General features: G+C 56.9%; 13 protein-coding genes. All 13 read right to left on the bottom strand.

Features of this window, described 5'->3' with window-relative positions; translation table 11 throughout:
• Positions 1-59: 59 nt before the first annotated feature.
• Entirely contained in the window at positions 60-1451 is a 1392-nt protein-coding gene (wcaM, locus tag AC2T6E_RS08910) for a colanic acid biosynthesis protein WcaM (protein WP_148400024.1), read from the bottom strand.
• 12 nt (positions 1452-1463) lie between these two features.
• Positions 1464-2684: a colanic acid biosynthesis glycosyltransferase WcaL gene (wcaL, locus tag AC2T6E_RS08905; RefSeq protein WP_010431964.1), complete on the bottom strand. Its 1221-nt coding sequence runs from the start codon at positions 2682-2684 to the stop codon at positions 1464-1466.
• Entirely contained in the window at positions 2681-3961 is a 1281-nt protein-coding gene (gene wcaK, locus AC2T6E_RS08900; RefSeq protein WP_010431960.1) for a colanic acid biosynthesis pyruvyl transferase WcaK, read from the bottom strand. The genes wcaL and wcaK overlap by 4 nt, the downstream gene beginning before the upstream one ends.
• A 15-nt stretch (positions 3962-3976) precedes the next feature.
• A complete protein-coding gene (gene wzxC / locus AC2T6E_RS08895) occupies positions 3977-5455 on the bottom strand; it encodes a colanic acid undecaprenyl disphosphate flippase WzxC (protein WP_010431957.1) in 1479 nt (492 codons plus the stop codon).
• Position 5456: 1 nt separating this feature from the next.
• Positions 5457-6851, bottom strand: coding sequence for an undecaprenyl-phosphate glucose phosphotransferase (wcaJ, locus tag AC2T6E_RS08890; protein WP_108418179.1), 1395 nt, complete (start codon positions 6849-6851; stop codon positions 5457-5459).
• Positions 6852-6965: 114 nt separating this feature from the next.
• Positions 6966-8336, bottom strand: a complete 1371-nt coding sequence (gene cpsG / locus AC2T6E_RS08885; RefSeq protein WP_212473542.1) for a phosphomannomutase/phosphoglucomutase — start codon at positions 8334-8336, stop codon at positions 6966-6968.
• Between the two features lie 110 nt (positions 8337-8446).
• A complete protein-coding gene (cpsB, locus tag AC2T6E_RS08880) occupies positions 8447-9883 on the bottom strand; it encodes a mannose-1-phosphate guanyltransferase (protein ID WP_089598073.1) in 1437 nt (478 codons plus the stop codon).
• 3 nt (positions 9884-9886) lie between these two features.
• Entirely contained in the window at positions 9887-11110 is a 1224-nt protein-coding gene (gene wcaI, locus AC2T6E_RS08875; RefSeq protein WP_486691402.1) for a colanic acid biosynthesis fucosyltransferase WcaI, read from the bottom strand.
• Positions 11107-11586 carry a GDP-mannose mannosyl hydrolase gene (locus AC2T6E_RS08870; RefSeq protein ID WP_100166191.1) on the bottom strand — a complete coding sequence of 160 codons (480 nt, stop codon included), beginning with the start codon at positions 11584-11586 and terminating at the stop codon, positions 11107-11109. The genes wcaI and AC2T6E_RS08870 overlap by 4 nt, the downstream gene beginning before the upstream one ends.
• 2 nt (positions 11587-11588) lie before the next feature.
• Positions 11589-12554, bottom strand: coding sequence for a GDP-L-fucose synthase (gene fcl / locus AC2T6E_RS08865; RefSeq protein ID WP_212473540.1), 966 nt, complete (start codon positions 12552-12554; stop codon positions 11589-11591).
• A 2-nt stretch (positions 12555-12556) separates the two neighbouring features.
• On the bottom strand, positions 12557-13678 hold the full coding sequence (gmd, locus tag AC2T6E_RS08860) for a GDP-mannose 4,6-dehydratase (RefSeq protein ID WP_010431938.1): 1122 nt from the start codon (positions 13676-13678) through the stop codon (positions 12557-12559).
• A 21-nt stretch (positions 13679-13699) separates the two neighbouring features.
• Positions 13700-14254, bottom strand: coding sequence for a colanic acid biosynthesis acetyltransferase WcaF (wcaF, locus tag AC2T6E_RS08855; RefSeq protein WP_010431937.1), 555 nt, complete (start codon positions 14252-14254; stop codon positions 13700-13702).
• Between the two features lie 16 nt (positions 14255-14270).
• Positions 14271-15017, bottom strand: a complete 747-nt coding sequence (wcaE, locus tag AC2T6E_RS08850; protein ID WP_089598071.1) for a colanic acid biosynthesis glycosyltransferase WcaE — start codon at positions 15015-15017, stop codon at positions 14271-14273.
• Positions 15018-15031 lie beyond the last annotated feature (14 nt).

The raw sequence follows: 15031 nt of genomic DNA, 5'->3' as shown, positions 1-15031 counted from the left end.
TAATCTGAATAGATCACATTATCCAACCAGGAATCGTCGCAAAAATTACCCGCGGGTGATTATCTACTCGGCAGCGCAAAATTCAGCCGTTCCGTATTCACAACATGCTGGTCAACCCGGTCAATATCCACCGAGCTTTGCCCCTTTTCATTGACGGCCTTAATGTTTGCCAGCGACAGCAGCGTTTCGTCTTTGGCCATAAACTTGCCCCGCACGTCCTTACGCAAATCGAATTTGATTTTCAGCGCCGGTCCCACGGCCGCTTCCTGCATCACGTTGATGTTACGCAAGAAAAGATGCTGAGGCTTGTTGTGCAGCTCAAGCGTCGCGCGCTGCATGTCAACGTTGGTGATGGCGACAAACGAGGTCGCGTTGCCGGATGAAATTTGTATTCCGCGCAGCTTATAGGCAAGTTGCCGATTATCCAGGCGAATATCGTTGAGCTTAAAATTCTGCGGTATCGACAGGTAGTTGCCTTTAATTACGCCGTAACCGATTAACATTCCAGCACTATTGACCATGTCGACATTATCAATAACGAAATTATCACAGCCGTAAATCGCTACCGTGGCGTTATCTATTCCCGCTTTTTTGCTGAAGTCGGGGGTAATGTTTTTAGCCTTAATATTGCGAATAACAAAGTGCTTACCGTTTTCGACATGGACTAACTGACGACAGTTGCTGCCCGTTATATTGGCCACCACGAAGTTCTTCACGGTCTGCTTTTCAGGGTAGTCATTGTCGTAGGTACTGCCCGCAAGCCCGATGCCAATCCCCCAGTTGATTTTGCCGTTGGTGCAGTTGATGTTGTCGATCACATGGTCAGAGATCAGAATGTTACGGTCGTTGATCGCCACGTTCCACTCAATCGCGTCACCCTGCAGGTGGCTAAATCGACTGTTGGTAATGCGCGCACCGTCCACCTGATTATGGAAGCCCTGTCGCAAAATGGCGTAGTTGGCCTGGCTCACGTTGATATTGTCGATGAGGAGGTTGCGCATCACCCTCGGCTTTTTGCCGCCGATGTAGATCTGCGTGACGGGGCCAAAGCCGCTCATCGCCAGACCTTTGATGACGCAATCGGAGCCGCGGACATCCAGCGTGATGTTGTGCGTGCGCCCTTCTCCCTCACCGATGACTTTACTGCCTTCCTGAAGTACAAAGCGCCCGCGCCCGTTGCCTTTGAGCCCACCCCGTATCAGGAGCGTTTTACCGTCGGGGATAAAAATCCCGGTATTGATGTTATCGCAGACGAGATCGGCGGGTACCACAACGGTGTCGGCCTCGGAGAACGCCTGCTTAAAGGCGGCGATCCAGTCGCTGTTGTTGTACTGTTCCACAGAGACTGTCCTCCCGGTGGCTGCCCGCGCGGCGCGCGGCGACAGCAGCGGCATTGCCGCCAGGACGGATAAGGAAGAGACAAAATGGCGTCGGGTAATCTTTTTCAGCATACAACCTCGGCGTTACAGCGTTTGCAGCAGGCTCGCTAACTGGCGATTAATCACCTGCTGATTAAATTCTGTTTCGACTTTTTGTCGGGCATTTTGCAGCACCGGTACCAGCTCCTGCTGGTCGATGTCGCTGAAGGCCGCTAAGCGATCGGCCAGGGCGAAAGCATTATTTTCAGGCACCAGCCAGCCGGAATACTCCGATCTGATCAGTTCCGGGATCCCGCTGTGCAGCGTCGACACGACAGGAATCCCCACGGCCATGGCCTCCATCAGCGCGACCGGAATACCTTCCATATCACCGTCCGCACCGGTCACGGAGGGCAGCAGGAAAACGTCCGCCTCGTCGAGCATCGCCTTCACCTCATGGCTTGGCTTGAAGCCCGGCATCTCCACGCAGCCTTCCAGCTGGTACTGTTCAATCAGCGTGCGCAGTCGGCGCTCCCAGGGGCCGATACCTAAAATGCGATAGTGGAAATCCACCCCACGCGCTTTTAGCTGACGACAGGCTTCAATCGCGACGTGCAGCCCTTTCTTCTCGGTTAAACGCGCGACCGAGATAATCTGCAGCGGTTTCCCCGGCACCTTCACCGGGCGCTGGGTGAAGCGCTCCATATCGACGCCCATCCGCGAAACGGTGATTTTTTCGCTCGGGCAGCCCATCTTTTTCAGCCGACCGGCCCACAGTTCGCTGATGGGCAGCATCATGTCACCGCGGCGGAAAAGCTGCTGATACTCCGGGGTATAGTGGTTCAGCACTTCCCGGCTGGAGATATCGATACCGTGGAAAATGGTCGCGATTTTGCCGTCAATGACCCCCAGCTCGCGGAGCTTCGCGGCGGTCACGCCCGCCGGGCCGAAGTGGGCGATAAACACATCCGCACGATACGGCTGCGCCGTTTGCCCGCAAATGGCGGAGAGGATCAGATTGCGGGATTCCGCCCCGTAGCGTGACACGTTCAGCGCTCGCCACGTCGAGGGACGGTGCAGCCCGCGCAGCGTCTGGCTGGCGCGGTAGCGCAGTTTGTTCAGCCGCCCACCTGGCTCATCCTGCAGCCAGCGGGTTTTGGCTTCCAGCCCATACTGGGTGTACGCCGCATGGGTGTTTTGCGTATCCCCCTTTTGCAGGGCGATAATCTCCACGTCATATCCCATATCGATAAACGCGGTGATTTGGTTCAGTACAAAGGTCTCAGACGACAGCGGAAATTTCAGTAAGAAGAAACCAACCTTCATTTCTCCTCCCCGACGCGGTCGAGCACCGATTTCACCATGCCGATCCCTTTTTCGCGCTCGGCTTTCACCGCCACGGCCAGGCGTTCGTTAATCGCAGGCAGCTGTCCCAGCGTGTCGCCGACCATAGCACCCAGCGAACCGTCGAGAAGATGACGAATATCGACCGCCATTTCCGGCATGCCAAGCTGCTGCATAATGCCCGCTGATTTGTGCTCGTAGTTAATGGCAATCGCTGGCGTGCCGAAGTTCATGGAGATAATGGCCGAGTGCAGGCGCGTGCCAACGGTGAGGTCGCAGGCGGAGAGCAGTTTGCCCATCTCCAGGTCATTCAGCTCGTCCATCACCACGTGGTAGCGCGAAGGATCGTTCACCAGGTGACTCAGGTTAAGTGCCACCATGCGGTCATCTTTGTTGTAGCTGTCGATACCGGTACAGGTGGAGAGCGCCAGCACCTGGTATCCGCTGTCCAGCACGCGGTTCACCACGTCGGCGAAGGCTTTCTCATACGCCGCCTGCGTGGTGCCAAGACGTTTATCAAATGGCGCGAGCTCGCGCAGGGTGATGGCGACGGTTTTCTGTTTCGCCGCTACGTCGAGCCAGTGCTGTACCGCGTAGCTCGGCTGGAAATTGTCGACCTGGTGATCCACCAGCCAGGCGGTGTCCACGCCGTGCTCAACTTTTGACGTGTCGATCTCGCTACGCTTCATCAGGTCCAGGCTCACGGACTCGCGCAGGATCAGCGCGTCGCAATGACCAAACACGTAGTTCGCCAGCTGGTTAAACTGCGGATCCTGGAATGGCCCGACGCTGTGGCCGATCATAAACAGCGGCTTTTTCGCCATAAAGGTGCAGAGCGCATGCTCAAACTGCGGCACACCGTAAAGATCGACGAAGAACGAACCGCCGACCTGAATAATGGCGTCATAGCCGGAGAGCAGACGGACAAAATCCGTAAAGCCCTGGGCAATGGCGATATTGCGCAGCTTGCCGGTATCGGTCACGCGGGAAAGCAGCACCTGATGCTGGTAGCGACGGCGCAGGACTTTCTTCACGCGCCCCATCACGCCCGCGGCGTTGTTGTGCTGTTTCATCTGGCTGTAGAGCGGGTCGCCCATTACCGGGCGGTTCAGTAACCAGGATGAGCTGACCGGATAACGGCTCATCACATCCACTTCTGTCTCAGGCTCAAGGGTGTTAATTGCATCCAATAAACCGCGCAGGATGGCGCTGTCGCCACGGTTGCCGCAGGTATGGTTGCCAAGAATAAGTAATTTCATAATGGCCTCTTAAAATTAGCCTGCGCGAAGCAGCGTTTTCATTTTTTCGTTACGGCAAAACTGGCGCTTCATCTCCACCACCAGCGCGTTGCGCGACAGCACAATCATCACGCCGAACGCCAGCGCGCCCGCGGCGACCTGAACCGCCAGCAGCGCCGCCAGCGGCAGATGACCGCTGAGCACCACGCCCAGGCCATAGCTGACCGCAAGCGTGGGTAAGGAGAGATAAAACGGCAGCCACAGGCTCAGGATGTACTGACGGTAGCTGGAGCCCAGCACCGGCTTGATCATCACGAAGTAGCTCAGCACGGTGTTGATAATTTGCACCAGCAGGAACCCGAGCGTAACGCCGATAGCGCCCGCCATGTGTCCACCCACGATAATTGCCGGAATAAACAGGAAGGTTTTGAATACGTTGAACTTAAAGCTGATGTCCACACGCGCTTTTGCCATCAGCAGGGAACCAATCGGATTCCCCACGGAGCGCAGCAGCCCTACCACGCACAGCAGCTGCAGGATCGGGATGATGCCGTTCCACTTCTCACCAAACACCAGCGGCACGAAGTTGCTGGAGACCACCATCAGCCCCAGCAGCACCGGGAAGTTAATAATCCCCACTACGGAAAGCAGCTTGTAGAAGTTAACGCGCAGCTTTTCGGTGTCGTCCTGAATCTTGGCAAACGCCGGGAACAGCACGCGGGTGATAATCGGGTTCAGCTTCATCGGCGGTACGACCGCGACGTTGTAGGCCAGGTTGTAGCCCCCCGCCACGCTCGCGCCCAGAATGCGCGCCAGCACCAGCGTCGAGAGGTTGGTATTGACGTAGTTGATAATGCTGTCCGCCGTCAGCCACGCGCCAAAGCGCAGGTTGGACGAGACGGAAGCGAGAGAGAAATGCAGCCCCGGACGATAAATCTTGCGGCCAAAGTAGCCGAACAGCAGCGTACGCACGGCAGAGTTAACCAGGTATCCGAGGATGGCGGTCATCGCCAGCGGCCAGAAATGGGCGCTCACCACGGTGAAGGTAAAGCCCGCCAGCACGGCGCTGGTCTCGATCATGCCGATCTTGTTGAACTCCAGCTCTTTTTGCATCAGCGCGCGGAACTGCTGCCCGTGTGGGATCACCACAAAAGCAAACGACAGCGTGCGCATCAGCGGAGCCAGATCCGGGTTGTGCAGCACGCGGGCGATGGTGTCGCTCAGCAGGAACACCAGTACGAACACGAAGATCCCTAGCCCAACGTTCAGCCAGTAGAGCGTGGTCAGCTCCAGATGGCTGATCTCTTTGCGCTGGATAATCGAGTTGGCGATACCGAAGTCAGACAGCGTATCGGCCAGCGCGATAATCACCAGCGAGACGGTCAGCAGGCCGAACTGGTGGTTATCGATGATGCGCGCCAGCACCGTCATCTGCACCAGCCCAAGGCCGATGATGACGATGGTGGCCATAGCCGACCACTTGGCGCCGCTGATGGTTTTTTCACGTAAGCTCATCTTAGTACGCCGCTTTGTTCACGAAACCTTTGAAGATGGTCAGAAAAACAATCTTGATATCGAACCAGAGGCTCCACTCACGGATGTACTCCAGATCGAACTCAATGCGTTTTTCCATTTTTTCCAGCGTGTCGGTCTCGCCGCGCCAGCCGTTGATCTGCGCCCAGCCGGTGATGCCTGGCTTCACCTTGTGGCGCAGCATGTAGCCTTCAATCAGTGAACGGTACTGCTCGTTATGGGCTACCGCGTGAGGACGCGGGCCAACAATCGACATGCCGCCGGTGAAGACGTTAATGAACTGCGGCAGCTCGTCCAGCGAGGTCCGGCGCAGGAAGTTCCCCACGCGGGTCACGCGCGGATCGTTTTGCGTCGCCTGGGTCACCACCTTGTCGTTTTCCATCACCTTCATGGAGCGGAATTTCCACACCATGATCGGCTTGCCGTCCATGCCGTAGCGTGTCTGGCGGAAAATAATCGGCCCGGGTGAACTGATTTTCACTGCCAGCGCAATGCAGCACAGCACAGGCGAAATCAGCAGCAGGATCAGCGAAGAGAGAACAATATCTTCCACGCGCTTGAGCACGCGGTTAATGCCGGACAGCGGCGTATCGTACAGCGGCACAACCGGTACGCCGTTCACTTCTTCAATGCGGGAATGGAGGATGTTGAAGGTAAAGACATCCGGGATCAGGATCACCGAGCAGGTGGTATCCGCCAGCTCGCGCATCAGTTTCTTAATGCGGGATTCGTCTTTCATCTGCATGGCGATATAGACGTTGTGGATCTTCCCTGCTTTCGCGTCGTCAATAAGCTGCTCGTAGTTGCCAGCCCACTCAGACGGGACGCCGCCCGGCTTCGCGTCGTGGTAGATCCCCACCACTTCAAAACCTAACCACGGCTCTTTGCGGAAGCTGTCGAGCAGCACCTGGCCGACGGGCAAATCCCCTGCTACGGCCACATAGCGTCTGTTGTAACCCCGATTGCGCAGCCAGCCCGCACCGAAGCGGATCAGCGAACGGCAGACCACCATGCCCACGCTGGTCAACAGGTACCAGCAGAGATAGGTCACGAGGCGGTTATCAAAATCATGGCTGAATGCCACCAGCCCGGCGCTGAAAATCAGGCTTAAGGTCCAGTTTTGCAGCAACAACATCAGCTCGGTGGTGATTTTCACCCCACGCCACGAGCGGTAAAAATCGGTCATCCCGCCGATCATTTGAAACACGACCAGCGCAATCAATGCCATCAGCAGATGCATATATAAGAACGGTTGCCCGCTAATCCGACACACCGCCCACAATCCGCCGACCATGATGGTGATATCAGAAAAACGCTGCACCATAGAGATTAACGATGCATTCGTTCTCGCTCGTTCGCGTTTTTTTAGATTCGTCATCGTTGTTCCTTTAGTTCAAAACCTTACCCCTCACCCTACCCCTCTCCCCACAGGGGAGAGGGAACTTGAACACCCTCTCCCCTGTGGGGAGAGGGCTGGGGTGAGGGGCAATTGTTACTGATTCAACAGCGCCAGAATGTCCTTCGTTCGTGCTTCCATCAGCGCCGTGTCGGCACGGGATTCCACGTTCAGGCGCACCACCGGCTCGGTATTGGACGAGCGCAGGTTGAAGCGCCACTGCGGGAACGCCATGCTGATGCCGTCGGTACGGTCAATTTCCAGCGCGTGGATGGCAAAGTGCTGTTCCACGCGGGCAATCGCGTCGGCAGGCTGCGCCAGCTTGCTGTTGATCTCCCCGCTCGCCGGGAACGCCGCCATGCGGTCGCGCACCAGCTCGCCCAGGGTCTGCCCTTTCAGGCACAGCAGCTCGGTCACCAGCAGCCACGGGATCATCCCGCTGTCGCAGTAGGCAAAATCACGGAAGTAGTGGTGAGCGCTCATCTCGCCGCCGTAAATGGCGTCTTCTTCACGCATGCGCTCTTTGATAAAGGCGTGCCCAGTTTTGGACATCACCGGCGTACCGCCCGCCGCGGAGACCACATCGACGGTGTTCCAGGAGAGGCGCGGATCGTGAATGATCTTCGCCCCAGGGTTTTTCTCGAGGAAGGCTTCCGCCAGCAGGCCGACGATGTAGTAGCCCTCGATGAACTGCCCTTTTTCGTCGAACAGGAAGCAGCGGTCGAAGTCACCGTCAAAGGCGATCCCCATATCGGCACCGTGCTCAATCACCGCGTTACGGGTGTCGTCGCGGCACTCCGGCAACAGCGGGTTAGGAATACCGTTCGGGAAGTTGCCGTCCGGGGTGTTATGCACTTTGATGAAGGTGACCGGCACGTTCAGCGCCTTAAAGCGGGCCTCCAGGGCATCCACCACCGGACCGGCCGCGCCGTTACCGGAGTTGATGACCAGCTTCAGCGGCTTCAGGTTTGCCACGTTGATGTAGCCCAGCAGGTGGTCGATGTACTCTTTTTGCAAATTGATCTGCTTGTAGCTGCCGCGCTTCGCGTCATTCACCGGCGGGAAGTCGTTGGCTTCGGCCAGACGCTGCACGTCGCGCAGGCCGGTATCGCCACTGATCGGACGCGCGCCCTTGCGCACCAGCTTCATGCCGTTGTAGTCCATCGGGTTGTGGCTGGCGGTCACTTCAATACCGCCGTCCACGCCCAGGTAGAAGGTGGCAAAATAGATCTCTTCTGTACCGGAAAGGCCGATATCCAGCACGTCCACGCCCGCATCCTGCAGCCCTTTCGCCAGGGCCAGCTTCAGGGACTCGCTGGTCAGGCGCACGTCGCCGCCCAGCACGATAGTTTGCGGCTTTAAATATTCGCCGTACGCGCGGCCAATGCGCCACGCAATGTCTTCATTCAGCTCTTCGCCCAGCTTGCCGCGAATATCGTAGGCTTTAAAACAGGTTAACTTTTCCATGATGACCCCTTTTTCAGGCAACAGTTGGCCCTGACCAATTAATGGCCAAATTCTTTTTTTTCATTCGTAGGCCCGGTTAGCGCAGCGCCACCGGGCAGGAAGCAGAGGCGCTACACCCGTCCGTAACGATCCTGGAAGCGAACGATATCGTCCTCCTCCAGATACGAACCGGAGCGCACTTCAATTAAGTCGAGCGGAATTTTCCCCGGGTTCTCCAGACAATGCGTGGCCCCCAGCGGAATGTAGATGGATTCGTTTTCGCCCAGCAGTTTGATTTCGCCGTCGATGGTGACTTTTGCGGTTCCCGCAACCACCACCCAGTGCTCGGCGCGATGGTGGTGCATCTGTACGGACAGCCCTTCACCCGGCTTCACGGTAATACGCTTCACCTGGTAGCGGTCGCCGGAGTCGATGGAGTCATACTTGCCCCACGGGCGGTAGACTTCGCGGTGAATGTGGTGCTCGTGACGACCATCGGCCTTGATTTGTTCAACCACTTTTTTAACGTCCTGCACGGCGTTACGGTCGGCAATCAGCACCGCATCTTTGGTCTGCACGACCACCAGGTCCTTCACCCCAACCGTGGTCACCAGGCCGGATTCGGCATAAACGTAGCTGTTTTCCGTTTTGTGGCTAATCACATCACCGTGATGGACGTTACCCTCCGGGGTATGCGCGCTGATCTCCCACAGGGATGACCAGGACCCCACATCGCTCCAGCCCGCGTCCATCGGAACCACGACGGCATCCGCCGTGCGCTCCATGACCGCGTAGTCAATGGACTCCTCCGGGCAGGCGAGGAAAGATTGCTCATCCACACGAATAAAGTCGAGGTCAGGATCGACCACCGCCATCGCTTTCTCGCAGGCGCTCAGGATGTCCGGACGGTATTTTTCCAGCTCTTCCAGGTAGCGTCCGGCGCGGAACAGGAACATGCCGCTGTTCCAGTAATATTCCCCGCTGGCCACGTAGGCCTGCGCGGTTTCCAGATTCGGTTTTTCGACGAACTGCGCCACGTCAAACGCCACGCTGTCGCCTTCGCCCGGCGTTACGCTGCCGCGACGGATGTAGCCATAGCCGGTTTCCGGCAGGTCCGGCACGATGCCGAAGGTCACCAGCTTGCCGCTTTCCGCGTAAGGAATGGCCGCACGGACCGCGTCGCGAAACGCCTCTTCCTGCTGAATGACGTGGTCAGCCGCCAGTACCAGCATCAGCGGGTCGCAGTTCGGGCTGCTGCGTTTTGCCGCCAGCGCCGCCAGGGCGATAGCAGGGGCAGTGTTACGACCGGCAGGCTCCAGAATGATGTTTTCTGTGAGTTTGTTCAGCTGGCGCAGCTGCTCGGCAACGATAAAACGGTGCTGTTCGTTACAAATAACGACCGGACTTTCACACTCCACGCCGTGCAGACGGTTGACCGTCGTTTGCAGCATGGTGAGGTCCCCTTTCAGGCAGAGGAACTGTTTTGGATAGAGCACGCGGGACAGCGGCCACAACCGGCTACCAGAGCCACCTGCCATCACAACCGGATACAACGTGGTTTGACTCATGATTTATCCCCGTATATTTGCAATAAATTGGCTCAGCACGTTCTCTTTTTCGAGCGTGCGTTCGGCATATTCACGTGCCACCGTGTTCTCTTTTGGCATGGCGAGTGCCTGCTCAATACCGGCTACCAGCGCGGGAACGGATTCTGGCTCCACGCAAACGGCAATGCCGGTATAGCTGTTACACAGCTGGCCTAATTCTGTTTCGGCTTCTGCCGTAATCACCGCGTTGCCGCCCACCGCCAGAATGTTGGTCAGTTTGGACGGCAGCACCGCGTCCGCCGCGCCGCGCTTTTGCACGACCAGATGGCAGTCGCCCATCTTCAGCAGGGCAGGCAGCGCCTCGTAAGACTGAAGCGGGAAAAATTTCACGTTGGTCAGGCCGCGTTCGAGGGCCATTTTTTCCAGCCGCGCTTTTCCACCGCCCTGCCCGACAATCACAAACGTCCACGGATGTTCGCTAAGCTGCTGCGCCGCTTCAATGACGCTCTCCAGCCCCTGCTTTTCGCCGATGTTGCCCGAGTAAAGAATGATTTTTTGATCTTCAGGCAATCCGAGCTGCGCGCGGAGCGCATGAGCGTCTTGCTCTGTCACGTCGCGGAAACGCGCCACTTCGGACCAGTTCGGGAAGAAAATGACTCTCTCCGCCGGGACGCCCTTCTCCTGCGCCTTGTTCATCATCGAGCGCGAGATGGTCGAGACGTAATCCACGTTGTGCAGCCCGCTGCGCTCAAAGGCGCTGGCGAGCTTCGCCACCTTGCCGCCCTTGCCCTTGCCCGCCATTCCCAGGCCGAGCATGGCGTCCACTTCATAATCCTGAATGTGCAGCAGGGTGCGCGCGCCGGAAAGTTTGCCCAGCAGGCGCATGCCCGGTGTGCAAAACAGCGTCGGCACCACACCGATAATGCGATCCGGCTTCCAGCGACGCTGCGCCATCAGCGGGAAAAAACTGCTCAGGGCAAAGCTGCCCAGATGAATTAAACGTTTCAGCGTCGAAGGCTGTTTTGGCACGTAGAGCGGGCAGCGCCACACGGTCGCTGCGCCCTCTTCGCGGCGATAGCGCCAGCTTGAGTAGCGCTCGCCCACCTTCCACTCCGGGTAGTACGGCGGCGCGGTAATGACCCGCACGTCATGTCCCTGGCTCGCCATCCACTCGACCATCTCGCCGGTGTATTTCCCGATGCCGGTTAATTCCGGCGAATAGTTAATGCCATACACAAGGATCTTCATAAACCCGGCACCCCGGACTGACGTTCTGCGAGGAAGTACGCTCGACTGTTATCGTGAACGTTATCGCTCGCCAGCAGCGCCTCTGGCGTCTGCCAGCGGTAGTCGTCATGCTGAGAATCAGGCAGATGCAGATCTGCCTCACTCACCTTCAGGCGGAACCCCAGCACGATGTAGTGCGTGGAGAACCCGGTGCCTGAAAAGTTATCGTCATAGAAGTGCTGCCAGACCCCGTAAAACTGGCCTGCCGCCATCGGCAGCTGCAGGCCCAGCTCCGCCAGAGTGAGACGCTCAAACGCATCGGTCAGCGTCTCATCCTTCTGCACGCGCCCGCCGGGCACGAACCAAAAGCCCTGTGCAGGACGATTGGTTCGTTTCCCCAGCAAGAACTCGCCGCGTTCGTTCTCCACGATCAAATCGATTGAGATCAGCGGAGTAGAACGCACCACCGTGGCAAAATCTTCCTGACTTAAAAACATCATTACCCCCGGAAGCGGTGCTGGTTTTCCAGGAACCACTGGTAGGTGCTGGCCAGCCCCTGCTCCAGTGACACCTCGTGATACCAGCCCAGCTGATGCAGGCGGGTCACGTCCAGCAGTTTGCGCGGCGTGCCGTCCGGTTTGGTGGCGTCAAACACCACGCGGCCTTTGTAGCCCACCACCTGCGCGATAGTCTGCGCCAGCTCGCGGATGGTGCAGTCAACGCCGGTACCGACGTTGATGTGCGACAGCATCGGCTCGGTGTTCTCCTGCCACACTTCGCGATCCAGCTCCATGACGTGAATGCTGGCCGCAGCCATGTCGTCCACGTGCAGGAACTCACGCATTGGCGTACCGCTCCCCCACACCACCACGTCCGGCGCGTTCTCGGCGGTCGCCTCGTGGAAGCGGCGCAGCAGCGCCGGGATCACGTGCGAATTGCTCGGGTGGAAGTTGTCGTGCGGTCCGTACAGGTTGGTCGGCATCACCGAACGATAGTCGCGGTTGTACTGACGGTTGTAGGACTCACACAGCTTGATCCCTGCAATTTTGGCAATCGCGTACGGCTCGTTGGTCGCTTCCAGCGTGCCCTGCAGCAGCTCGCTTTCGGCGATCGGCTGCTTCGCCATTTTCGGGTAAATACAGGATGAACCGAGGAACAGCAGCTTATTCACGTTGTGCAGGTGCGCCGCGTGAATGATGTTGCTCTCAATCATCATGTTTTCGTAGATGAAATCTGCCGGGTAGGTGTTGTTGGCAACAATGCCGCCCACTTTCGCCGCCGCCAGATACACCTGGTCAATACGTTCGTTGGCAAAGAAATCCTGCACCGCACGGCTATCGAGCAGATTCAGCTCGTCGCGCGTGCGGACAATCACCTCTGCGTCACCGCGCTGTTCCAGCTGGCGAACAATCGCGGAACCCACCATTCCGCGATGACCGGCGACAAAAATACGTTGTTTTGTCATTCTCAGGACTCCAGCGCGATGGCAACCTCGTAGCCATGAGACTTGAGCAGGGAGTGTTTTTTCGCTGCTTCAAGATCTTTGGCCACCATCTCGGAAACCATCTCCTGCAGAGTGGTCTCTGGTTTCCAGCCCAGGGTTTCGTGCGCTTTGGTTGGGTCGCCCAGCAGGGTTTCCACTTCAGCAGGACGGAAGTAGCGTGGGTCAACCTGAACGATAACGTCGCCCGGCTTCACGCCCGGTGCGTCGTGACCCGTTACGGAAACCACAATGCCCTTCTCTTCCACGCCGGTACCTTCGAAGCGCAGTTTGATGCCCAGCTGCGCGGCAGCCATTTCAACGAACTGACGCACGGAATACTGCACGCCGGTCGCGATCACGAAGTCTTCGGGTTTGTCCTGCTGCAGCATCATCCACTGCATTTTCACGTAGTCTTTCGCATGGCCCCAGTCACGCAGGGAGTCCATATTGCCGAGGTGCAGGCAAGATTCCAGACCCTGAGCGATGTTGGCGATCGCGCGGGTGATTTTACGGGTCACGAAGGTTTCGCCGCGACGCGGGGATTCGTGGTTGAACAGAATGCCGTTACAGGCGTACATGCCATAGGATTCACGGTAGTTTACGGTGATCCAGTAGGCGTACAGTTTAGCGACCGCATACGGAGAGCGCGGGTAGAACGGCGTGGTCTCTTTCTGTGGAATTTCCTGCACCAGGCCGTACAGCTCGGAGGTGGACGCCTGGTAGAAACGGGTTTTCTTCTCGAGGCCCAGGAAGCGAATGGCTTCCAGCAGACGCAGGGTGCCCATGGCGTCAACGTCGGCGGTGTATTCCGGGGATTCGAAGGAGACCGCAACGTGGCTCATCGCGCCCAGGTTGTACACTTCATCCGGCTGCACTTCCTGCAGGATGCGGGTCAGGTTTGAGGAGTCGGTCAGATCGCCGTAATGCAGATGGAATTTCGGGTTCGCGGAGTGAGGATCCTGGTAGATATGGTCAACACGCTCGGTGTTGAACGATGAGGCACGACGTTTAATACCGTGTACTTCATACCCTTTTTCCAGCAGCAGTTCTGCCAGGTAAGAACCATCTTGTCCGGTAACGCCGGTGATGAGAGCGACTTTAGACATGTTTATATTCCTCTGTACTTATCAAAGTTTTTCAGTTTCAACGCGTTCGCGTATCACCACTGCGGGGTTGCCACGGCAAATTGTATTTGCCGGAAGCGATTTAAAAACGCTGCTGCGGGCACCGACTACCGTGCCATCGCCAACAGAAACACCAGGTGCAACAAAGACATCTGTTGCCAGCCAGCATTTTTCACCAATCACAATTGGCGAAGCGGTAATATCAAAATGCTGACTCATAAAATCATGGCTGCCGGTGCACAAATAACACTTCTGCGACACCACCGAATTTGCGCCAATCGTAATCTCGCCCAGGGTATATAACACCGCGTCATCCCCTACCCAGGCGTAATCCCCAAGCGTTAATTTCCAGGGATAGGTAATTTTCACCGAGGGGCGAATCACTACGTTTTTTCCGATTTTTGCGCCAAAGAGACGCAATAAAAAGGCTCGCCAGCGGTACAGTATTTGCGGAGACCAGGCAAATAATGTCGCCTGAACCGCCCACCACAACTGCACCTTAATACCGTTCCCGCCCCGAAAGCCTTTCGGCACGGAGAATCCGTTAAGTTCCTGCATTAGGCTTCCTTATATTTCAGGCTTTGTTATATAAGGCTTTCGCTTTACCTGTCGTTTTCAGGCGTAAAAAATAAGACAATTCCGCCCAGAACCCCGGCACGCGTAATATTTTACGCTGCACGTTTTTTGCATCCTGGCACAATTCCAGATTATTTGAGGTTGACACACCGCCCATGGAAAATTCAGATACCAGCCCTTTAATACGACGGAATGGATAACCTGATTTGTACAAGCTGGCAGTCAGTGCATAATCTGAAGACACTTTATACTGCAAATCGTAAGGCTGTTTTTTCAGACCCTCGACCGGGAAGAAAATGGCCTGATGGCTGGCCGGCAGGCTGTGGTAGATATACCAGCCCGGCTTGGCGCTGCGCAGCACTTTATTTCCGTCACCAAAATCGAGCAGAGCATCGCCAATATACAAGGCGTCCTCTTTCTGGCGGGCGAGCTGACGGGCAAACAGGGCCACGTCGTCATGGAACACATCGCCAGAATTCAGGAAGATGGCGTAACGCCCCTGCGCCATCGCGATGCCTTTATTCATCGCGTCGTAAATGCCTTTATCTTTCTCGCTGATGTAACGTAAGTTGAACTCACCGTTGAGTTTTTCAAGAAACTCAGCCGTACCGTCGTTCGAACCGCCATCAACCACGATCCACTCAAAGGTGAGGCTCGGATCGCGCGCCAGGTTGCGCAGCGAGCGCCAGGTTTTTACCACCCCTTCGTAGTTACGAAAGGCGACAGTAATGACGCTAAGAAACATAAATCACCTCATTT

It is taken from the genome of Enterobacter sp. B79-1, from assembly GCF_057444735.1.
The sequence above is the reverse complement of the archived record's forward strand: the minus strand, read 5'-3'. Positions and strand labels throughout refer to the sequence as shown.

What these genes read in the sequence shown, in the direction of transcription:
- wcaM (WP_148400024.1), bottom strand. Translation starts at nt 1,451, where the DNA reads ATGCTGAAAAAGATTACCCGACGCCATTTTGTCTCTTCCTTATCCGTC.
- wcaL (WP_010431964.1), bottom strand. Translation starts at nt 2,684, where the DNA reads ATGAAGGTTGGTTTCTTCTTACTGAAATTTCCGCTGTCGTCTGAGACC.
- wcaK (WP_010431960.1), bottom strand. Translation starts at nt 3,961, where the DNA reads ATGAAATTACTTATTCTTGGCAACCATACCTGCGGCAACCGTGGCGAC.
- wzxC (WP_010431957.1), bottom strand. Translation starts at nt 5,455, where the DNA reads ATGAGCTTACGTGAAAAAACCATCAGCGGCGCCAAGTGGTCGGCTATG.
- wcaJ (WP_108418179.1), bottom strand. Translation starts at nt 6,851, where the DNA reads ATGACGAATCTAAAAAAACGCGAACGAGCGAGAACGAATGCATCGTTA.
- cpsG (WP_212473542.1), bottom strand. Translation starts at nt 8,336, where the DNA reads ATGGAAAAGTTAACCTGTTTTAAAGCCTACGATATTCGCGGCAAGCTG.
- cpsB (WP_089598073.1), bottom strand. Translation starts at nt 9,883, where the DNA reads ATGAGTCAAACCACGTTGTATCCGGTTGTGATGGCAGGTGGCTCTGGT.
- wcaI (WP_486691402.1), bottom strand. Translation starts at nt 11,110, where the DNA reads ATGAAGATCCTTGTGTATGGCATTAACTATTCGCCGGAATTAACCGGC.
- AC2T6E_RS08870 (WP_100166191.1), bottom strand. Translation starts at nt 11,586, where the DNA reads ATGTTTTTAAGTCAGGAAGATTTTGCCACGGTGGTGCGTTCTACTCCG.
- fcl (WP_212473540.1), bottom strand. Translation starts at nt 12,554, where the DNA reads ATGACAAAACAACGTATTTTTGTCGCCGGTCATCGCGGAATGGTGGGT.
- gmd (WP_010431938.1), bottom strand. Translation starts at nt 13,678, where the DNA reads ATGTCTAAAGTCGCTCTCATCACCGGCGTTACCGGACAAGATGGTTCT.
- wcaF (WP_010431937.1), bottom strand. Translation starts at nt 14,254, where the DNA reads ATGCAGGAACTTAACGGATTCTCCGTGCCGAAAGGCTTTCGGGGCGGG.
- wcaE (WP_089598071.1), bottom strand. Translation starts at nt 15,017, where the DNA reads ATGTTTCTTAGCGTCATTACTGTCGCCTTTCGTAACTACGAAGGGGTG.